Genomic DNA, 19,447 nt, shown 5'->3' with positions numbered 1-19,447 from the left:
CGTGAAGGCAGGGTGGGGCTTCGGGGTCGATCCGGGGCCCTGCCCCCCCACGGGAGGGCCCCGGATCACGCGGGGTCGTTCAGGTACCCCGCGGTCCATGGGTGGCCTTCGGGCCGGTCAGAGCTTCAGGCCGGTCAGAGTTCGGGCCGGTCAGAGCTTCAGGCCGTGGCCGTGGGGGAAGACCGGGTCCGCCGTGTCGTTCGGTACGTCCGGGCGGGCCGCGGCCACCGCCGCCATCGAGCGCGGGAGCTCGAAGGGCAGCGTGCCCTCCGCCTTCGCCCGGCCGAAGGCCACGTCGAGCAGGGCCTCGTCGCTCGCGCCGTAGTCGGCGATCAGCGCCGCCGCGTGCTCGGCGATCTCGGGGAGGACGGCCGGCCGCTCCAGGTTGACGCAGACCACCGTCGGGACCGTCGCGAGCAGCGCGAGGACGCGGGCCGGCTCGGGCCCCTCGAAGGCGAGGGTGCCGGAGTGGAAGAAGGACTCGAAGCGGTTCGGCCGCTCCTCGTACGGGGTGCGCAGCCGCAGCACGGCGAGGTCGGCCTCGGCCGGGGCGGTCACCACGTCGCCGTACGCCGCCGCGACGACCCGGTCGACGTTCTCCACGTACAGCTTCGGCCGTCCCGACAGGGGCAGCGGACCGTCGGTGAGGACGGTGAGCGACCGGCGCTGGGCGGCGGCGCCCGCCGCCTTGAAGTCGGCGCGGCCGACCGTCTCGGCGGCCTCGTCGGGATCGACGTACCGCCGCTCGTCGAAGAGGCCGAGGACGAACTTCTCCCGCAGCAGCCGACGTACGGAGTCGTCGATCCGCGCCTCGGAGACCCGGCCCGCGCGCACCAGTTCGACGATCACCTCGGGGCACTGCTCCCCGCCGAACTGGTCGCAGCCGGCGTCCAGCGCCTTCGCCGCCCGTTCGGCCACGCTCAGGTGCTCCACGCCCCAGGCGCGCGCCTCGTGGATCTCGCCGAAGATCGTCGCGTCCGTGAGCAGCCCCCAGTCGGTGCAGACGATCCCCGTGAAGCCCAGCTCCTCCCGCAGCAGCCCCGTGACGACTCCCCTGTTGAAGCCGAAGCCGACCTCTTCCCAGTCGGTGCCGATGGGCCGGCCGTAGCAGGGCATCATCTGCGAGCAGCCGGCGGCGACGGCGGCCCGGAAGGGCTCCAGGTGGTGGTCGCGCATGCCGCCGGGATAGACCTGCTCCTTGCCGTGCGGGAAGTGCGGGTCCTCGCCGTCCTTCTGCGGGCCGCCGCCGGGAAAGTGCTTGACCATCGCGGAGACCGACTCCGGTCCGAGCTCCTCGCCCTGCAGCCCGCGGACGTACGCCCGGACCAGCTCGCATGTCAGGGCGGCGTCCGAGCCGAACGTGCCGGACTGGCGGGCCCAGCGGGGCTCGGTGGCGAGGTCGATCTGCGGGTGGAGCGCGGTACGGAAACCGACCGCGAGGTACTCGCGGCGCACGGTGTCGGCGAAGCGGAACACCAGCTCCGGGTCGCCGATCGCGGCGAGGCCCAGCGCCTCCGGCCAGGCCGAGAACGCGCCCGCGCCGAACGAGGCCCCGATGTTGTCCGTGAAGGCGTGGCGCGGGTCGGTGGAGAGCGAGACCGGGATGCCCAGCCGGGTGGCGGCGGCCATCTCCTGGATCGCGTTGTGCCACCGGGCCATCTCGCGGGCGCCGTAGGTGCCCAGCAGATTGAAGTGGGTGAGGTGGCGGCCCTCGATCAGCTCCGGGGTGGTGAACGGCAGCATCGAGCCGTCCGTCTCGGTCACGGGGGTGCCGTCCGGGTTCATCATCAGCATCGAGTGGAAGAGCTGACCGGCCTTCTCCTCCAGAGTCATCCGGGCGAGGAGGTCCTCGACGCGCTCGGCGACGGGACGGGCGGGGTCCTGGTACGGGTGCATGTCCGGGCTCCTGGATGTCACTGGGTGTGCTGGGCGTGCTGGGCGTTCTGGGGTGCCAGTGGGTGCCGCTGGGTGCCGCTGGGTGTCGCTGTGTGCCGCCGTGTGCCAGGGGGGTGTCACTTGACCGAGCGGATGAACTGGACGGCGGCCGCGCCGAGGACGCAGGCCACACCGCCGAAGAGGAAGAGCGCGCCGTAGTTGCCGCCGCCCCCGGTCGCGAGCAGCGCGGGCGCCATGATCGGGACGAGCGACTGGGGCAGGGCGTTGGCGATGTTCAGGACCCCCATGTCCTTGGCGGACTCCTCCGGGTCGGGCAGGACGGCCGCGGCGAGGGCCACGTCCACGGAGAGGTAGAGCCCCTCGCCGAAGCCGAACACCACGAGGGCGAGGACGAACATCCCGAAGGAGTGGGCGGTGGCGATGAGGGCGAGGCCGGCGCCGATGACGACGGAGGAGGCGAGCACGTACGGCTTGCGGCGGCCGGAGCCGTCGGAGAGCACACCGCCGAGCAGCGAGCCCGCGACGACGGCGGCCACCATCGCCACCATGCCGGTGAGGAGCCTGCCGGAGACCTCGTCCTGGCTGTATCCGAGGCGGTCCATCAGGAAGTACACCTGGTAGCTGGTGACGCAGGCGATGCCGACGAAGACCAGGAAGCGGCCGACGAAGTTCCAGGCGAAGTCGGGGTGCCGGCGCGGGGAGACCCAGAAGCTGCGCAGGAACTCGGCGACGCCGTACGGGGGGAAGGCGCCGGCCTTCGCCGGCCGGTCGCGCATCACCGCGGAGAGGAGGACCACGGACGCCAGGCCGATGACGGCGGGCACGAGGAAGGCCAGCGCGATCGAGGAGCGGAAGGCGTCGGCGAGGAAGGAGCCGAGCACCAGCGCGATCGAGGTCATCATGCCGACGACGCCCGAGACCCGGGCCTGCTGATGGTGCGGGACGAGGTCGGGGATGCAGGAGACCAGGGCGGCCATGGCCGCGTTGCAGCCGAGCTGGGCGACGGCCCAGCCGAGCATCAGGGCCGGGACGCTCCCGCCGGTGGCGACGGCCGCGAGACCGGCCAGGCCGACGGTCATGCCGCCGATCAGCCAGGGCCGGCGGCGGCCGAACCGGCTGGTCGTACGGTCCGACAGGGCGCCGAAGACGGGGTTGCCGATCATGGCGAGGACCGCGCCGAGGGCGAGCACCTTGCCGAGGGCGGCGCCGCGGTCGGCCTCCGGGACGATCTGGGCCACGCGCAGGGCGAGGGTGACCATCACCGGGGTGAGGACGGCGACCATCAGCCCGAGCTGGGCGAGGGCGAGGCCGAGGACCAGCTTGGCGGGGGCGTTCGCCGGGGCTTTCGCCGGGGCGGTGGGCGGGGTGGGGCCCGGGGGGACCGGGGCGGGGGAGCTGACGCCGGCTCCGACGCCGACGGCGTCCGCCGGGTCGTGGGTGATGGCCATAGGGGGACTCCATCGATCACGGGCCGGCGGCGGGTGCCGGCCTGGGCGCGCTCAGGCTAAGCGTGAAAACCGAGTGACCACTAGGTTTCTGAAATGTGTCCTGCGTCACAGCACGTAAGGGGCAATTCGGGCACGTCATAAGGTGGTCCCCATGCCGGAGAACAAGGGCGGTACGACCCGCAGAAGCGCAGGCAAGGGCAGCTACGCGGTGGGTGACGCGCGCCGCCGCAAGATCCTGGACACCGCCGTCGACCACTTCGGGCAGTGGGGCTTCCACGCCTCCTCGCTGGCGCGGATCGCGAACGACTGCGGCATCACCCAGGGCGGACTGCTGCACCACTTCCGCAGCAAGGAGGACCTCCTGCTCTCCGTCCTCGCGCAGAGCGAGCAGCACGACGTGGAGCGCCTCCTCGCCGAGGAGCCCGAGTCGTACGCCGCGTTCCTGGGGAAGCTCGTCCGCCTGATCGAGGACAACACCCGGCGGCCCGGCATCGTCCGGATGTTCAACGTGCTCGTCGGCGAGTCCGGCAACGTCGGGCACCCCGCCCACCAGTACTTCAAGGAGCGCTACGCGCGCGTGCTGCGGCACAACGTCGAGCTGCTGGAGGCGGGGGTACGGAGAGGAGAGCTGCGGCAGGACATCGACTGCCGGGCCGTCGCCGAGGAGCAGCTGGCGGTGATGGACGGACTGCAGCTCCAGTGGGCCCTGGACCCGGCCTCCATGGACATGCCGACGCGGGTACGGGCCTTCCTGGACCGGCAGTTGAGGGAGATCGCGGCGACGGGGGAGGGGCTGCCGGGGGAGGGCTGAGGCCGCCGGTGCCCCCACCGCCCAGGCGCGTCCCGCGGTTCACCCCTGGTTCCCCGGGGTCCGGCCCTCAGGGGCCGGTCGGCGGGCCGCCCTCGGGCAGTGCCGCGAACACCCGGGCCAGCGCGGGCGGGATGCCGCCGTCCGTGGCGACCACGAGCCGGTGCTTGTACGTGACCATGTACCGGAAACCGTCGTGCGCCGGCTCCCCGGTCGGCCGGTCCGGGACCTTCGCGTAGGCCGGGTCCTCCAGGGCCGCGCGGAGTTCCGCGACCTGAGCGGGGGTCATCCGGCCCTCGCGCGAGGACTTGATGCCGTGGCGGACGGTGTAGCCGCCGTCGTGGCGCACGATCAGCTGGTTGACGACGCCCGCGATGCCGCCGTTGACGTTCACCTCGACGAGGACCTCGTCCGGGGCGGGTTCGTCCTCTTTGACGGTCTCACCAGGCGTCCCGGTCGGAGACGTTTCGGGGGGTGTCCCGGCGGCCGTCCCCGTGGAGCCGCCGACCGGCGGCGGCGGGACCTCCTGGTCGCCGCACCCGGCCACCGTCAGCGCCGCCGCCACCACCGCCGCCGCGACCCACGACCGGCCCCGCGCCCCGTAACGCCTCCTGCGCATCATGCCCCGAGCATGCCGCCGGCCGCCGCCATTGACCAGGGGTGGGCCGCCGCGAGAGCCCTGGTCGCACACCGCGCGAGAGCGATCGCTCAGAGCGAACAAACACCGGGGAACATTCCTCGGCTCACGAGCATTGAGTCCATACAGCTCAACTTGACTGCCGAAGGGGAGATCATGGCTGCTGAGAACGCAGGCTCGCCGGAGCACTCGACGCTCACCTTGCCCGTGCTGCCGCTCGACGACGAGGTCGTGCTGCCCGGCATGGTGGTGCCGCTCGACCTCTCCGCCAACGACGTACGCGCCGCTGTGGAGGCCGCCCAGGCCGCCGCGCGTTCCGGCACGGGCAAGCCCAAGGTGCTGCTCGTGCCCCGCATCGACGGGCACTACGCCGGGACCGGTGTCCTCGGCACCGTCGAGCAGGTCGGACGGCTGTCCGACGGCGACCCCGGCGCGCTCATCCGCGGCCTCGGCCGTGTGAAGATCGGCGCCGGCACCACCGGCCCCGGCGCGGCCCTGTGGATCGAGGGCAGTGTCGTCGCGGAGACCGTGCCCGAGCCGCTGCCCGGCGCCGTCACCGAGCTGGTCAAGGAGTACAAGGCGCTGGCCACCAGCTGGCTGAAGAAGCGTGGCGCCTGGCAGGTCGTGGACCGCGTCCAGCAGATCGACGACGTCTCGGCCCTCGCCGACAACTCCGGATACTCCCCCTTCCTCACCGTCGAGCAGAAGGTCGAGCTCCTGGAGACCGCCGACCCGGTCGCCCGCCTCAAGCTCGCCACGGCCCAGCTGCGCGACCACCTGGCCGAGCAGGACGTCGCCGAGACCATCGCCAAGGACGTCCAGGAGGGCGTCGACAAGCAGCAGCGCGAGTTCCTGCTGCGGCGCCAGCTCGAAGCCGTACGCAAGGAGCTGCGCGAGCTCAACGGCGAGTCCGAGGGCGACGAGTCCGACGACTACCGGGCGCGCGTGGAGGCCGCCGACCTGCCGGAGAAGGTCCGGGACGCGGCCCTCAAGGAGGTCGAGAAGCTGGAGCGGTCCAGCGACCAGTCCCCGGAGGGCTCCTGGATCCGCACCTGGCTCGACACCGTCCTCGAACTGCCGTGGAACGAGCGGACCGAGGATCAGTACGACATCCAGGGCGCGAAGGGCGTCCTCGACGCCGAGCACGCGGGCCTGGAGGACGTGAAGGAGCGGATCACCGAGTACCTGGCGGTGCGCAAGCGGCGCGCCGAGCGCGGGCTCGGGGTCGTCGGCGGCCGCCGGGGCGGCGCCGTGCTCGCGCTGGTCGGCCCGCCCGGCGTCGGCAAGACCTCGCTGGGCGAGTCCGTCGCGCACGCGATGGGACGGAAGTTCGTACGGGTCGCGCTCGGCGGTGTGCGGGACGAGGCGGAGATCCGCGGCCACCGGCGTACGTACGTCGGCGCGCTGCCGGGCCGGATCGTACGGGCGATCAAGGAGGCCGGGTCCATGAACCCGGTGGTCCTGCTCGACGAGATCGACAAGGTCGGCTCCGACTTCCGGGGCGACCCGGCCGCGGCGCTGCTCGAAGTCCTGGACCCGGCGCAGAACCACACCTTCCGCGACCACTACCTGGAGGTCGAACTCGACCTCTCCGACGTGGTCTTCCTGGCGACGGCGAACGTCCTGGAGGCCATCCCGGAGGCGCTGCTCGACCGGATGGAACTGGTGCGGCTCGACGGGTACACGGAGGACGAGAAGATCGTCATCGCCCGCGACCACCTGCTGCCGCGTCAGCTGGAGCGGGCCGGTCTGGAGCCGGGCGAGGTGGTCATCGAGGACGCCTCCCTGCGGAAGCTGGCGGGCGAGTACACCCGGGAGGCGGGCGTACGGAACCTGGAGCGGTCCATCGCGCGGCTGCTGCGGAAGGTCGCGGCGCAGCACGAACTGGGCGACCGCGACCTGCCGTTCTCGGTCGGCGTGGACGACCTGCGCGGGCTGATCGGACGCCCGCACCACGTCCCCGAGTCCGCCCAGGACCCGGCGGAGCGGCGCACCTCGGTGCCGGGCGTGGCGACCGGGCTCGCGGTCACCGGCGCCGGCGGTGACGTCCTCTTCGTGGAGGCGTCCCTCGCCGACCCCGAGACGGGCGCGGCCGGGCTGACCCTGACCGGTCAGCTGGGCGACGTCATGAAGGAGTCCGCGCAGATCGCGCTCTCGTTCCTGCGCTCGCACGGCGCGGAGCTGGAGCTGCCCGTGACCGGCCTGAAGGACCGGGGTGTGCACATCCACTTCCCGGCGGGCGCGGTCCCGAAGGACGGGCCGAGCGCGGGTATCACGATGACGACCGCGCTGGCCTCGCTGCTCTCCGGCCGCCTGGTCCGTACGGACGTGGCGATGACGGGCGAGGTCTCGCTGACCGGCCGGGTGCTGCCGATCGGCGGTCTGAAGCAGAAGCTTCTGGCGGCCCACCGGGCGGGGATCACGACGGTGGTGATCCCGAAGCGCAACGAGGCCGACCTGGACGACGTCCCGGCCGAGATCCTCGACAAGCTGGAGGTCCACCCGGTCACGGACGTCCGCCAGGTGCTCGAGATCGCCCTGGCCCCGGCGGAGGTGCCGGTGGGCGTGGCGGCGTAGTCCCCGCCCCCGCACCCGCCCCCTCCCCCCGCCCCCAGCTCCCGCGACCCCCCGGACGTGCCGCGCGTCCGGGGGGTCGTCGTCGGGAGGTCCGGAGCCGGGGGACCGTCAGCCTTTCGCCAGGGCCTGTACCCGCGAGAGGTCGCCGTTGAAGTGGTTGTGGTCGCCGACCGTCGGGCCGGACGAGGTGTACTGCCACATCGTGTAGTACGGCCAGCCCGCCGGGAGTTCGCCGACCGTCGTGGCGTACCGCGCGATCCAGAGCGGGTTCGTCGCGCCGAAGCCGGAGTAGTTGCCGGTGCACTGCTTCCACCAGCTCGTCGCCGTGTAGATCACCGGGTCACGGCCCGTCCGGTACTTGTACCGGTTCACGAAGTCGCGGATCCAGGCGACCATCCCGGACTGCGTCTTGCCGTAGCAGGTCGCGCCGTACGGGTTCCACTCCATGTCCAGCGCGCCCGGCAGCGTCCTGCCGTCACCGGACCAGCCGCCGCCGTTGTTCACGAAGTAGTCCGCCTGCGCGGCGCCCGTCGCCGTGTCCGGCGTGGCGAAGTGGTACGAGCCGCGGATCATGCCCACGTTGTACGAGCCGTTGTACTGCTGCGTGAAGTACGTGTTCTTGTAGTACGTGCCCTCCGTCGCCTTGACGTAGGCCCATTTCACCCCGCTGTTCCACAGGGTCGACCAGGCCACGTTCCCCTGGTGGCTGGAGACGTCCACGCCCTCGGTCTGGGTGGCCTGGATCGAGATGCCGCCGGGCTTGCCGCCCTGGCCGTCGTGCTTGAGGACGCCCATGCCCATGTGGGCGGAGCCGCGTTCGGGGACCGCGTCGGCGGCGGTCGCGGGGCCGGAGAGGGCGACGGGGAGCAGCAGGGCCAGGGCCGCGAGCGCGGCGCCGGCGAGGGTCTTTCCGGATCTGTGCACGGGCATTGCGTGCCTCCGAAAGGCTCGGTGGGGAGCGGGGCCGGCACACGACCACGCCCGCCACGCGACGCGTGAAGCGTGGTGTGGACATGTCAGCGATGCCGGTGGGAGAGAAGCTACGCACGTAGACCCGCCGGGCGGAAGAGGGCCTGGGTACCGCCGTTGGTCTACGCCTGCGAAATACTGGGGGAGCTGCGGCGATGGCCGCCGGGGAAAGAAACTTTCAGGGCCGGAAAGCGCGGACGAGGGGCTGACGTGCACGGAAGCGGTACGGGGAGTGAAGGCGAACCGAGCAACAGGAGTGGTGTGGACCAGGAAGTCCTCGCCCTCGAACGGGAACTGGCGGTCTTTCTGCGCCGCGCCCGCGCCCAGTCCGGCGAGATGGCCCGCGAGGTCCACCCCGAACTGGAGCCCGCCGCCTACGGCCTGTTCGTCCGGCTCGACGAGGCCGGGCCGCAGCGCGCCACCGACCTCGCCGGCTACTTCGGCGTCGGCAAGGCGACCATGAGCCGCCAACTGCGCGCCTTGGAGGACCTCGGTCTGGTCGCCCGTGACCCGGACCCGGCCGACGGCCGGGCCTCACTCGTCCGGCTGACGGCGGAGGGCCGGGACCGGTTCCGGCACGTACGGGACGCACGCCGCGGGCGGTACGTCCGCAAGCTCGCGGACTGGGACCGCGGCGAGGTCGCGGAACTGGCCCGCCTCCTGCACCAGCTGAACGCCGGCTCCGAGAACTGACCGGCGGAGCAGGCCGACCGTCAGAGCCCCGCGCCGACCGGCGGAGCACCGGGCCGACCGGCAGAGCCCCGAGCTGACCGGGGGACCACGGGCCGGCCGTCAGAGCCCCGAGCTGACCGGGGGACCACGGGCCGACCGTCAGAGCGCCGAGCTGACCGTCAGGCAAGGACCGCGTAGACCGCCGTGGCGTCGTCGTGCGACTTCCAGCGGCGGACGCTCCCCGCCGTCGCGTCCCGCGTCTCCAGCGCCCGTACCCGCTGCAGCAGGCCGTGTGCCCCCTCCTTGTCCAGAACGCCGAAGCAGTCCGCCCAGTCGCCCTCCTGGAACAGCTCCACCCAGCGCGCCGCACCGTCCGTGAGCGCGGCCAGGGCCCGTACCTCCGAGCGGGGCGTCGTGCCCGTCACCGCCAGCTCCGCCACCGCCGGGTCCGCCGCGGCCGTGAAGAAGCCGCCCTCCCGGTTGCGCAGCAGGTCCGTCGCGGCCAGGGAGCGCAGGGTCTCGTCCGGGATCAGGCCGAGTCGGTCGTCGAGCACCGCCCGTACCGAGCCGTCCGGCGCCCGCAGCAGGAGCACGGCGTCGGAGAGGACCAGGTGCTCGACCACCGTCGCGTCCCAGCGGGCCATCGCGACGGTCGCTTGGGGCGTACGGACGTGAGAAAGGTCACAGGTGTCGCGGTGGGCGTCCGCGGTGCGCCGGATTGCCGCCGACAGGATCTCGGCCAACGTCATCTCGGGCCGTGAAGCGGACAGTTCGGTCAAAGCGCCGCCGAGGCGCGCGGTGTACCACGGCACGTCGTGCACACAACCGTCATCATCGACCGGCGGTGTCACCCCGTCGAGGACCACGATCGTCCCGCCCGCGCCCGAGGCGGGCAGAGCCGCGGCTGCCCAGTCCTCGTTGGGGCGTTCGGGGCTGCCGGGCAGGGTGACGGCTTCGGTGCGCATGATCTCCAGTCTGCCCCCGCCCGCACCGTCCTGCATCACTCCTTCACAGCGCCTCCCAACAGGCCGAATTTGGCCTGTACCAACGCCTCGACGGCGGGACGGAAGGCGGAAGGAGAGCCTCCGGGAAGCTGCGGGCGGGCATCCTGCCAAAGCCCACGCGGAAGATCCAACCGACGCCCCGCGCGGCCCCGTCGCGGCCCTCGCGGGAAGTTGTTCGCCAACTCAAGAGTGTTGTTCACTCGTTCGGGTGGCGGAGCGGCCGATGCGCGTCCCCTTCCCAGAACCGCTGGAATGGTCGGAAGCCGTACCAGGGGTGGGGGCGTTCTTTCATGTGACCGGTCGTCACCTCTGCTTCATGGGCGGACGAGTCGAGAATGCGAGCACCGGTGCAGAAGAAGCGGCCTCGGAGCAACAACGGCACGCGGAGTCAGGCCCCCGGTGACCCGCTGACCACGGGCGGCGCCACGGGCCCCGGCGCCGACGGCGCGGCGGGAGCCCCCGCGGCCCCGGCCGCCGGACTCCCCACCGGCCGCCCCAAGCGCGTCCGCAACCGCCTGGTCGCCGGTGTCGCCCTCGTCGGGATCACCGTGCTCGCCGCCGGCGCCCCCGCGATCCTCACCGCCTCCGGCGAACTGACCGAGGCCCAGCGCCTGGTCACCCTGGCCGAGCTCGACCGCCAGGCGGTCACCCTCGCCCACTCCCTCGCCGACGAGCGCGACGAGGTCGTCGCCTACATCGCCGCGGGCCGCGACGAGCAGACCGGCGACAGGGAGGACAGGCGCCAGGTCACCAGCAGCCGTTCCACCCGCGTCGACCGCCAGATAGACGAGATCCGGCCCGCCGCCCCCGCCGAGCTGAGCCGCGAACTCGCGGCCCTGCCCTCCGTCCGGCGCACCGCCCTCACCGGCAAGGGCACCGCCCTGGAGGCCCACCGGGCGTACTCCGAGGTCATCGCCAAGCTCCAGGCGCTCGCCGACGAGCTCGCCGAGAAGACCCCCGCCCGCGCCGCCGAGGCCACCAGGGCCCCCGCCGCCCTCGGCCGCGCCGTCGAACAGGCCTCGGCCACCCGCGGCCTGCTCCTGGCCGCCCTCGCCGTCCCGCAGCCCGAGCCCACCGGTACCCGCTACGACCCGATCACCGGCACCTACGTCCCCGACGAGGCCGACGGCGCCGCCGAGGCGAACCGGGCGCGGAACGCGCTGACCGCCGCCGCCCAGCAGTCCCGGGTTCGCGAACTCGCCTCCCTCGCCGACTTCGACCAGGCCGCCACCGCCGCCGGACGCGACTCCCTCGCCGGCACGGTGGCCGGCCCGGACGTCAAGAGCGCCGAGCGGTACCTGGCCGGCCTCACCGACCAGCCGGAGCTCACCCGGTCCGAGCGGAGGACCGACCCCGAGAAGCTGGAGGCCGCGCTCTCCGCCCGTATCGAGCAGATGCGGGGCGTCGAATCGGCCCTCGCCACCGACCAGGTGGAGCGGCTCGCCCAGCTCCGCGACGACGACGTCACCGCGCTCGAAGTACGCATCGCCTTCCTCGGCGGCTGCCTCCTCGTCGCGATCGGCATCTCGACCTACGTCGCCCGCACCCTCACCCGCCCCCTCGCGGTCCTGCGCATCGGCGCCGCCCGGATCGCCGCCGCCCCCGAGTCCGAGGAGCCGGTCCGCTTCACCGGCCGCAACGACGAGTTCGCCCAGGTCGTACGGTCCCTCAACACCCTCCAGGGCAAGCTCGCCGCCCTCGCCCTGCGCAGCGAGCGGCTCGACAGCGAGCACGCCGACCTGGCCGGCGCCCGCGAGGCCCTCGCCGCGGAGCTCGCCACCCAGCGCGCCGAGCTCCAGGGCCGGACCGCCCTGCTCACCGCCGAACTGGAGCGGCTGCGCCACTCCGTCCAGCACACCTTCGTCAACCTGTCGCTGCGCAGCCTCGGCCTGGTGGAGCGCCAGCTCGGCGTCATCGAGAAGCTGGAGGAGCGCGAGCAGGACCCGGACCGGCTCGCCACCCTCTTCAAGCTCGACCACATGGCGACCGTCATGCGCCGCCACAGCGAGAACCTCCTGGTCCTCGCGGGACACGAGCACGTCCACGGCCACCCGGGCCCGGTCCCGCTCGTCGACGTGCTGCGCGCGGCCGTCAGCGAGATCGAGCGGTACGAACGGGTCGCCATCCAGTCCCTGCCGCCGCACGCGCAGGTCGCCGGCTTCGCCGCGGACGACCTCAGCCACCTGGTGGCCGAACTCCTGGAGAACGCCACCTCCTTCTCCCCGCCCGACGCGCAGGTCCAGCTCTCCGGCTGGCTCCTGGAGTCCGGCGAGGTGATGCTCTCCGTCCAGGACGAGGGCATCGGCATGACCGAGAGCCGGCTCGCCGAGCTGAACGCCCGCCTGGCCGAGGCCGACCCGGCCGACGCCGAGGGGGAGGGGCTCGGCCTGCGCGTCGCCGGGCTGCTCGCCGCCCGCCACGGCGTACGGGTGCAGCTGCGCGAGCAGAAGCAGGGCGGCATCGCGGCCGTCGTCGTCCTGCCGCTCCCGCTGCTGCCGACCGCCCCGCCGGCCGCGGTCCCCCCGACCGTGCCGGTCGGCGGCTCGACGCCCACGCTGAACCTCCCGGGCTCGGTCGCGGAGGCCAACTCCAACACGCTGCCGTCCCGGACCAGGGATCCCCTGGTGGAGGCTGCGGAGAAGGCGATAGCGGCGACGGAGGAGCCCGAGGCGCCCACCCAGGCCGCCGCCCCCGCTCCCGAGCCGGCCGCCACCCCCGCCCCCGAGCCGGCCGCCACCCCCGAGCCCGCTCCCGCACCTGAGCAGGCCGCCGCCCCCGAGCCCGTATCCGAGGAGTCCGTACCCCAGGAGTCCGTCTCCGAGACGACCCTGCAGGTACGGCTCCCGGACCCGGCGCCCGAGCCCGACAGCCACGAGCGCGCCGACGAGGGCGAGGGCGCCGGACCGCGCCCCGCCCGGTGGGAGCGGGTCACCGACAAGGGGCTGCCCAAGCGCACCCCGCAGATAGTCCGCCCGGCCGACACCCCCACCGCCCCCCGCCCGGGCGGCGTGGACGCCGAGGCGCTGCGCCGCAGGCTCGGCGGCTTCCAGCGGGGCGCCCAGGAGGGCCGCCGGGACGTGGAGGCCGAGATCGAGGCCGAGGCCGGGTCCGTACCGCCGGACGCCGTACGGCCGGGAGCGATACAGCCCGGAGCCGTACAGACAGCACGTACCGAGGAGAAGACGGGGGACACAGTCGAGGAGGCACGCAGTTGACTGCGACCGGAACATTCGGACTGAGCACGGAAGCCCGCAACCTTCAGTGGCTGCTGGGCAACCTCGTCGAGGAGGTGCCTGGCGTCCGCTCCGTCGCCGTCGTCTCGTCCGACGGGCTGCTCCTGCTCTCCTCCGACCCCGACCGGAGCACCGCGCCGGTGGAGGAGCGCCCCACCGGCCCGCGCGGCTCCAGCGCCGACCTGGCGACCATCGTCTCCGGCATCGGCAGCCTCACCATCGGCGCCGCCCGGCTCATGGACGGCGGCGGGGTCAAGCAGACGATGGTGGCCATGGAGGAGGGCAGCGTCTTCGTCATGTCGATCAGCGACGGCTCGCTGCTCGGCGTGCACGCCGCACCGGACTGCGACATGAGCGTCGTCGCCTACCACATGGCGCTCTTCGTCGGCCGCGCCGGACATGTACTCACCCCCGAACTCCGCAGCGAGCTGCGCAAATCGATGGAGAGCACCCAGTGACGTCCGCCTCCCACCCCCACGCCCACCGGCTGCCGGTCCGCGGCGACGGCCGCCGCCCCGCGCGCGTACGCCCGTACTCGCTCACCGGCGGCCGCACCCGCTTCGGCCACGTCCTGCTCGTCGAGACCTTCGTCGCGGCGCTCGAGGCCTCCCCCGAACGCAGAGTGCTGACGGACGGCGGGCGGGGCGCCCGCGGTCTGATGCCGGAGATGCGGGCCATCGTCGAGATCTGCCGCCGCATGCGTACCGTCGCGGAGATCTCGGCGCTCCTGAAGATGCCGTTGGGTGTCGTCCGAGTGCTGCTCAGCGACTTGGCCGACCAGGGAAAGATCCGTGTGTACGGGACCGGTCACGGCACCGGCCAGCCCGACCGCGCGCTCCTCGAAAGGGTGCTGAGTGGACTCCGCCGTCTCTGACGTCTCCCCTGTCTCCACCGACTCCGACGTCTCCACCGATTCCACCGATTCCACCGTCTCCGCCGTCTCCGATGCTCCGGCGCTCGCCGGAATACCCGCGCAGCCCGAGGACGGCGCCCAGGACTGGCAGCTCGACCACACCCGGGCCCCGATCGCGACCAAGGTCGTGGTCGCGGGCGGCTTCGGCGTCGGCAAGACGACCTTCGTCCGGGCGGTCTCGGAGATCACTCCGCTGCAGACCGAGGCGCTCATGACCCAGGCGAGCGAGGAGAGCGACGACCTCTCCGCGACGCCCGACAAGATGACCACGACCGTGGCGATGGACTTCGGCCGGATCACCCTCGACGACGACCTGGTGCTGTACGTCTTCGGTACGCCGGGACAGCAGCGCTTCTGGTTCATGTGGGACGACCTCGTGCGCGGCGCGATCGGCGCGATCGTGCTCGCCGACACCCGTCGGCTGACCGACTGCTTCCCCGCGCTCGACTACTTCGAGAGCTGCGGGCTGCCGTACATCGTCGCCGTCAACCACTTCGAGGGCACCGAGCGGTTCGAGGCGGAGGACGTCCGGGAGGCCCTCACCGTGCCCCCGCACGTACCCGTCGTGATCATGGACGCGCGCAAGCGGTACAGCGTGGTCGAGTCCCTGCTCGCGATGGTCGCGCACGCGCTCGAAGCCACCCCCGAATAAAGCTGATCGTTCGTTAGGAACCCGCCATGCGGAAGATACTCATCGTGGGGGCCGGGCAGTCCGGTCTCCAGCTCGCCCTCGGACTCCAGTCGCAGGGGTACGAGGTCACCCTCATGTCCAACCGCACGGCGGACGAGATTCGGTCGGGCCGGGTCATGTCCACCCAGTGCATGTTCGACACCGCCCTGCAGCACGAGCGCGACCTCGGCATCAACTTCTGGGAGTCCCAGGCCCCGCGGATCGAGGGCCTCGGCGTGTCGGTGGCGGCGCCCGACAGCTCACGCGTCATCGACTGGGTCGGCGCGCTCGACGGCTACGCCCAGTCCGTCGACCAGCGCGTGAAGATGGCCGGCTGGATGGAGACCTTCGCCCAGCGCGGTGGCCAGCTCGTCATCCACGGCGCGGCCGTCTCCGACCTGGACTACTTCTCCCGTACGTACGACCTGGTGCTGGTCTCCGCCGGCAAGGGCGAGCTGGTCTCCATGTTCGGCCGCGACGCCGCCCGCTCCCCGTACAGCGAGCCGCAGCGCGCGCTGGCCGTCGCGTACGTCCACGGCCTCGGCCCGCGCCCCGAGCACCCCGACTTCGACGCGGTGCGCTGCAACCTCGTGCCGGGCGTCGGCGAGCTGTTCGTCATGCCGACCCTGACGACCTCCGGCCGCGCCGACATCCTCTTCTGGGAGGGCGTCCCCGGCGGTCCCCTCGACGTCTTCCAGGGCGTCAAGGACCCCGCCGAGCACCTGGCGCTCACGCTGGAGCTGATGGAGAAGTTCACGCCCTGGGAGTACGCCCGCGCCACGAAGGTCGAGCTGACCGACGCGGGCGGCACCCTCGCCGGCCGCTACGCCCCGACCGTCCGCAACCCGGTCGGCCGCCTCCCCGGCGGCGGTCTGGTCCTCGGCGTCGCGGACGTGGTCGTCGCCAACGACCCGATCACCGGCCAGGGCTCGAACTCGGCCTCCAAGTGCGCCGCCGCCTACCTCGCCTCCATCGTCGAGCACGGCGACGGGGCCTTCGACGAGGCCTGGATGCGGGCCACCTTCGACCGCTACTGGGACACCGCCCAGCACGTCACCAAGTGGACGAACGCGATGCTCGGCGTCCCGCCGGAGCACGTCCTGAACCTGATCGGTGCCGCCGGCCAGCTCCAGCCGGTCGCGGACCGCTTCGCCAACGGCTTCAACGACCCGGCCGACTTCGAGAACTTCTTCTACGAACCGGAGAAGACCTCCGCCTACCTGGCCTCGGTCGCCGGGGCCTGACGGCCCGCCGACCAGGGACCGGACGGCAGCCGCCGGAGCGCACCGCTCCGGCGGCCGTCGGGGCCGCCCATGGGTGGTCACCGTGCCGGTGCCGGGGCGGCGGCTTCGGTGGTGTCCTTCCTCGGCCGCGACGCGTGGGCGACGAGGAAGAGGAAGGCTCCGCAGGCCGCGACCAGCATCCAGCCCGGGCGGGAGGCCCGCGCGAGTTCCGCCGGGCCGGCCGCCGCGACCAGGCCGCCGGCGAGGGCGATGCCGAGCGCGGCGCCGAACTGGCGAGCGGTGGACGTGATCGCCCCGGCGACCCCCGCACGGGCGGGAGGCAGCCCGCTCACCGCCGTGTTGGTGAGAGGCGCGTTGGCGAAGCCGAAGCCGATACCGACGAGCAGATACGCCGTCAGCAGCCGGCCCACGCTCGTGTCCTGGTCGAGCCCCACCAGACAGAGTCCGCCCGCGGTGAGGAAGCCGCCCGCCAGGAGGAGGGGCGGCCGGGCTCCGAGGCGACCGACCAGACGGCCGGCCAGAGGTGCGCAGACGGTCGCTCCGACAGCCATCGGCAGGGTGGCCGTTCCGGCGGCCAGCGGGGTCCAGCCCCGTCCGTGCTGCAGATAGAGGGTGCTGAGCAGCAGCGTCACGTTCAGGGCGACGAAGACCGCGAGGGCGCCGAGGACCGCACCGCCGAAGGCCGGGCGCCGGAAGAGCCGCAGATCCATCAGCGGCTCCGGCCGTCGCGACTCGACCCGTACGAACGCCGCCGTCGCGACGGCGACGCACGCGTACAGCGCCAGCGCCGCGGGCGAGGTCCAGCCGATCCGCGGACCTTCGATGAGGACGCCGACCGAGACCGCGACGACCACGGTCAGCAGGGCCTGACCCGGGAGGTCGAGCCGCTGCGGCCGCCGCGCCCGGGACTCCGGTACGAACACCGCGCTGAGCACGAGGGCGGCCACGACGACCGGGGCGTTGATCCAGAACAGGGACCGCCAGCCGAGCGCCTCGACGAGAGCGCCGCCGGTGACCGGACCGGCGGCCATGCTGAGCCCGAAGACCGACGCCCAGACACCGATGGCCCGCGCCCGCTCCTTCGGGTCGGGCATGGCGTTCACCACGATCGCGAGCGCCACCGGGCTGAGCATCGAGGCGCCGATGCCCTGGAGCGCGCGGGCCGCGACGAGGGCGCCCGCCGTGGGGGCGATCGCGCAGAGCAGGGAGGCGGCGCCGAACACCACAAGACCGCACCGGAAGACGCGGCGGCGTCCGAAGCGGTCCGCCAGCGCGCCGGAGGAGATCAGGAGAGCGGCCAGGACGAGGGTGTACGCGTCCACGACCCATTCGAGACCGCGGGTCCCGACACCGAGGCCGTGCCCGATCGCGGGGAGGCCCACGTTCACGATGGTGGTGTCCAGGCCCACCAGGAACATGCTCAGACAGCAGACGGCCAGCACCGTCCAGCGTCGGCGCGCGTCAAGGAGGGGCTGAGCGGGGTGGGTTGTCGTGGTCACGGCCTGCCTCACACGTCCGGGAGTACCTGCCCGGCAAGACTCCGGCCGGACGGCAGCCGACGACCAGTTCTTTTGCGGAGGCGGCAAAAAAGTTTTCCGCACCCCCAGTTGGCCCGGTCAGCCAGGCCGGCCCGGTCGACCCGGTCGGCTCGGGTCAGCCCTGGTCGTAGCCCTCGTCCGCGCCGTCCGTGGCTCCGGTCGGGAGCGGGGGCGGCGTGTACGTGAGGAGGGGCGTGCCGTCGGGGTCCGGACGGACCGCGCCCAGGAGCGGGTTGGCGGCGATGGGCGAGACCTTCACGCGGGCGCCCGGGCGCGGGGCCTGGACGACCAGGCCCTCGCCGAGGTAGATCGCCACGTGGGTGGCCTCGGGGAAGTAGACCACCAGGTCGCCCGGGCGCAGTTCGCCCAGCGGCACCTTCGGGAGCGTCCGCCACTGCTCCTGGCTGGTGCGGGGGATCTCCCGGCCCGCGCTCGCCCAGGCCTGCGAGGTCAGCCCCGAGCAGTCGAAGGAGTCCGGCCCCTCGGCGCCCCACACGTACGGCTTGCCGATCTGCCCGATCGCGTACCGCAGCGCCTGGCCGCCCTCTCGTGAGGGTTTCCGGCCCAGGTCCAGGACGCCGGAGTCGAGGAACTGGCGCTGGGCGCCCGCCGTCTGCGTCCGCTCCAGCTCGGTCAGCCGCCCGAGCTGGTCGGCGGAGAGCGAGGCGAGCAGCTTCTCGACCTCCTTCAGCCGTCTCTGGACGTCGTCGCGCTGCTTCTTCTGGCGCGCGGCGAGCGTCTGCTGCCGGTCCAGGGCCTCGCGGGAGGCGCTCGCGAGGGCGTGGGCCTTCTTCTCGGCGCTCTGGAGCCGGGAGACGGTGGTGGCGCGGTCGCGTGCCGCGCGGGCCATCAGATGACCCTGGTCGAGGGCCTGCTGGGGGTCGGGGGCGAGGAGCAGCCGGAGGTACGAGGAGAGTTCCGAGGTCGCGGCCCGCCCCTGGTACTGCTCCCGGGCGAGCCGGCCGGCCGCGTCCCGCCCCTGGCCGAGCGCCTTGCGGGCGGCGGCGAGGGCGGCGGTGAGCTTCTTGGTGTCGGCGGTCTGGAGCTTCAGGGCCTCTTCGGTGGCGTTGTAGGTCTCGGTGGCCTGCTCGGCCTGGCGGTAGAGGGTCCGGAGCCGGGTGAGGAGGGTGGCGACGGAATCGCCGCCGGAGGGCGGGAGGGCGGCGGCGTCGTCCGTGTCGGCGTCGGCTTCGGCGTCCGTGTCGGCGTCGGCTTCGGCGGCGTCGTCCGTATCGGCGGCGTCGTCCGTGTCGGTGTCGGTGAGGGGATCGGGCGGCGGGTCGAGCGGTGGGTCCGGGGTCTCCTCGGGCGGTGTGACGGGGGGATCGTCCACCGGTCCGTCGATCGGGCCGCCCTCCGCCGGCGCCTCCATCGGGGGGTCCACGGGATCGTCGGCCGTGGCCGCCGGCAGCCCCGCCAGCGCCGTCGTCGCGGCGAGCATCCCCGTGCAGACCGTGCGCCGCAGCCGTCCTGACACGACGTCATCACCTCCACCGCGATGATGACGCACCCCGTCATCGGATTAACGCATTAAGGGGCGTTTCGGGGTATTCCGCTCACTCCTCCGGCCGAGGCGTGGGCTTCGACCAGGGCCACTTGAGCTCGCGGCGCTCACGACCCTCGGGCGCGTACACGTAGATCCAGCCCTGCTGGATGCCGAGCCGCTTGGTGTGTCCGGACGGCTCGCGGCGGTACGCGTGGACCGTCGGCGCTCCGCCGGCGGCGTCCGGCACCGGCACCTCGTACCACTTGGGCGGATGGCCGGTCGGGCCGACGAGGACGGGCAGGACCCGGCCGTCCAGGGGGCCGCCGCGGAAAGGGGTGTTCTCGCTTCTCAC

16 protein-coding genes are annotated in these 19,447 nt (G+C 73.0%); 8 read left to right on the top strand and 8 right to left on the bottom strand.

Annotation, left to right across the window (positions count from 1 at the left end):
- Window positions 1-150 precede the first annotated feature (150 nt).
- On the bottom strand, window positions 151-1,896 hold the full coding sequence (locus ACF06X_RS21370) for a glycoside hydrolase family 3 protein (RefSeq protein WP_392288834.1): 1,746 nt from the start codon (window positions 1,894-1,896) through the stop codon (window positions 151-153).
- Window positions 1,897-2,012: 116 nt separating this feature from the next.
- On the bottom strand, window positions 2,013-3,344 hold the full coding sequence (locus tag ACF06X_RS21365) for an MFS transporter (RefSeq protein WP_392288833.1): 1,332 nt from the start codon (window positions 3,342-3,344) through the stop codon (window positions 2,013-2,015).
- Between the two features lie 151 nt (window positions 3,345-3,495).
- Between ACF06X_RS21365 and ACF06X_RS21360 the strand changes: the two genes are divergently transcribed.
- Window positions 3,496-4,155 (top strand): TetR/AcrR family transcriptional regulator, encoded by a 660-nt coding sequence (locus ACF06X_RS21360; protein WP_392288832.1) that lies wholly within the window; start codon window positions 3,496-3,498, stop codon window positions 4,153-4,155.
- 67 nt (window positions 4,156-4,222) lie between these two features.
- Here ACF06X_RS21360 and ACF06X_RS21355 read toward each other — a convergent pair whose 3' ends face one another.
- Window positions 4,223-4,774, bottom strand: coding sequence for a hypothetical protein (locus tag ACF06X_RS21355; protein WP_392288831.1), 552 nt, complete (start codon window positions 4,772-4,774; stop codon window positions 4,223-4,225).
- Window positions 4,775-4,945: 171 nt separating this feature from the next.
- On the opposite strand from ACF06X_RS21355, the gene lon reads away from it, so the two are divergent.
- Window positions 4,946-7,366: an endopeptidase La gene (gene lon / locus ACF06X_RS21350; RefSeq protein ID WP_392288830.1), complete on the top strand. Its 2,421-nt coding sequence runs from the start codon at window positions 4,946-4,948 to the stop codon at window positions 7,364-7,366.
- 108 nt (window positions 7,367-7,474) lie between these two features.
- On the opposite strand, the gene ACF06X_RS21345 is transcribed toward lon, so the two are convergent.
- Window positions 7,475-8,296, bottom strand: a complete 822-nt coding sequence (locus ACF06X_RS21345; RefSeq protein WP_392288829.1) for a lysozyme — start codon at window positions 8,294-8,296, stop codon at window positions 7,475-7,477.
- Between the two features lie 249 nt (window positions 8,297-8,545).
- On the opposite strand from ACF06X_RS21345, the gene ACF06X_RS21340 reads away from it, so the two are divergent.
- The gene (locus ACF06X_RS21340; RefSeq protein WP_392288828.1) at window positions 8,546-9,028 is read left to right on the top strand and encodes a MarR family winged helix-turn-helix transcriptional regulator; all 483 of its coding nucleotides are present in this window, start codon (window positions 8,546-8,548) and stop codon (window positions 9,026-9,028) included.
- A 158-nt stretch (window positions 9,029-9,186) separates the two neighbouring features.
- Here the strand turns inward: ACF06X_RS21340 and ACF06X_RS21335 are convergent, their stop codons facing one another.
- Window positions 9,187-9,972: a hypothetical protein gene (locus tag ACF06X_RS21335; protein WP_392288827.1), complete on the bottom strand. Its 786-nt coding sequence runs from the start codon at window positions 9,970-9,972 to the stop codon at window positions 9,187-9,189.
- Between the two features lie 374 nt (window positions 9,973-10,346).
- Here ACF06X_RS21335 and ACF06X_RS21330 point away from each other — a divergent pair, with 374 nt between their 5' ends.
- The 5 genes from ACF06X_RS21330 to ACF06X_RS21310 all read left to right on the top strand — a co-directional run bounded on the left by ACF06X_RS21330 (window position 10,347) and on the right by ACF06X_RS21310 (window position 16,071).
- Window positions 10,347-13,226: a nitrate- and nitrite sensing domain-containing protein gene (locus ACF06X_RS21330; RefSeq protein ID WP_392288826.1), complete on the top strand. Its 2,880-nt coding sequence runs from the start codon at window positions 10,347-10,349 to the stop codon at window positions 13,224-13,226.
- Complete coding sequence (locus ACF06X_RS21325; protein WP_392288825.1) at window positions 13,223-13,702, top strand: roadblock/LC7 domain-containing protein; 480 nt, start codon at window positions 13,223-13,225, stop codon at window positions 13,700-13,702. Before ACF06X_RS21330 ends, ACF06X_RS21325 begins: the two co-directional genes overlap by 4 nt.
- Complete coding sequence (locus ACF06X_RS21320; protein WP_392288824.1) at window positions 13,699-14,118, top strand: DUF742 domain-containing protein; 420 nt, start codon at window positions 13,699-13,701, stop codon at window positions 14,116-14,118. Before ACF06X_RS21325 ends, ACF06X_RS21320 begins: the two co-directional genes overlap by 4 nt.
- 91 nt (window positions 14,119-14,209) lie before the next feature.
- A complete protein-coding gene (locus ACF06X_RS21315) occupies window positions 14,210-14,809 on the top strand; it encodes an ATP/GTP-binding protein (protein WP_392289037.1) in 600 nt (199 codons plus the stop codon).
- Between the two features lie 26 nt (window positions 14,810-14,835).
- On the top strand, window positions 14,836-16,071 hold the full coding sequence (locus ACF06X_RS21310; RefSeq protein WP_392288823.1) for a styrene monooxygenase/indole monooxygenase family protein: 1,236 nt from the start codon (window positions 14,836-14,838) through the stop codon (window positions 16,069-16,071).
- A gap of 77 nt (window positions 16,072-16,148) precedes the next feature.
- Here the strand turns inward: ACF06X_RS21310 and ACF06X_RS21305 are convergent, their stop codons facing one another.
- The 3 genes from ACF06X_RS21305 to ACF06X_RS21295 all read right to left on the bottom strand — a co-directional run bounded on the left by ACF06X_RS21305 (window position 16,149) and on the right by ACF06X_RS21295 (window position 19,447).
- Window positions 16,149-17,570, bottom strand: a complete 1,422-nt coding sequence (locus ACF06X_RS21305) for an MFS transporter (protein ID WP_392288822.1) — start codon at window positions 17,568-17,570, stop codon at window positions 16,149-16,151.
- 154 nt (window positions 17,571-17,724) lie between these two features.
- Window positions 17,725-19,086: an NlpC/P60 family protein gene (locus ACF06X_RS21300; RefSeq protein WP_392288821.1), complete on the bottom strand. Its 1,362-nt coding sequence runs from the start codon at window positions 19,084-19,086 to the stop codon at window positions 17,725-17,727.
- A 79-nt stretch (window positions 19,087-19,165) separates the two neighbouring features.
- Window positions 19,166-19,447 (bottom strand): hypothetical protein, encoded by a 282-nt coding sequence (locus ACF06X_RS21295; RefSeq protein ID WP_392288820.1) that lies wholly within the window; start codon window positions 19,445-19,447, stop codon window positions 19,166-19,168.

Origin of the sequence: Streptomyces sp. NPDC015346 (assembly GCF_043078785.1) — a bacterium.
In the GTDB taxonomy this organism is placed as follows: domain Bacteria; phylum Actinomycetota; class Actinomycetes; order Streptomycetales; family Streptomycetaceae; genus Streptomyces.
This window is presented reverse-complemented; position numbering and strand designations above follow the sequence as displayed.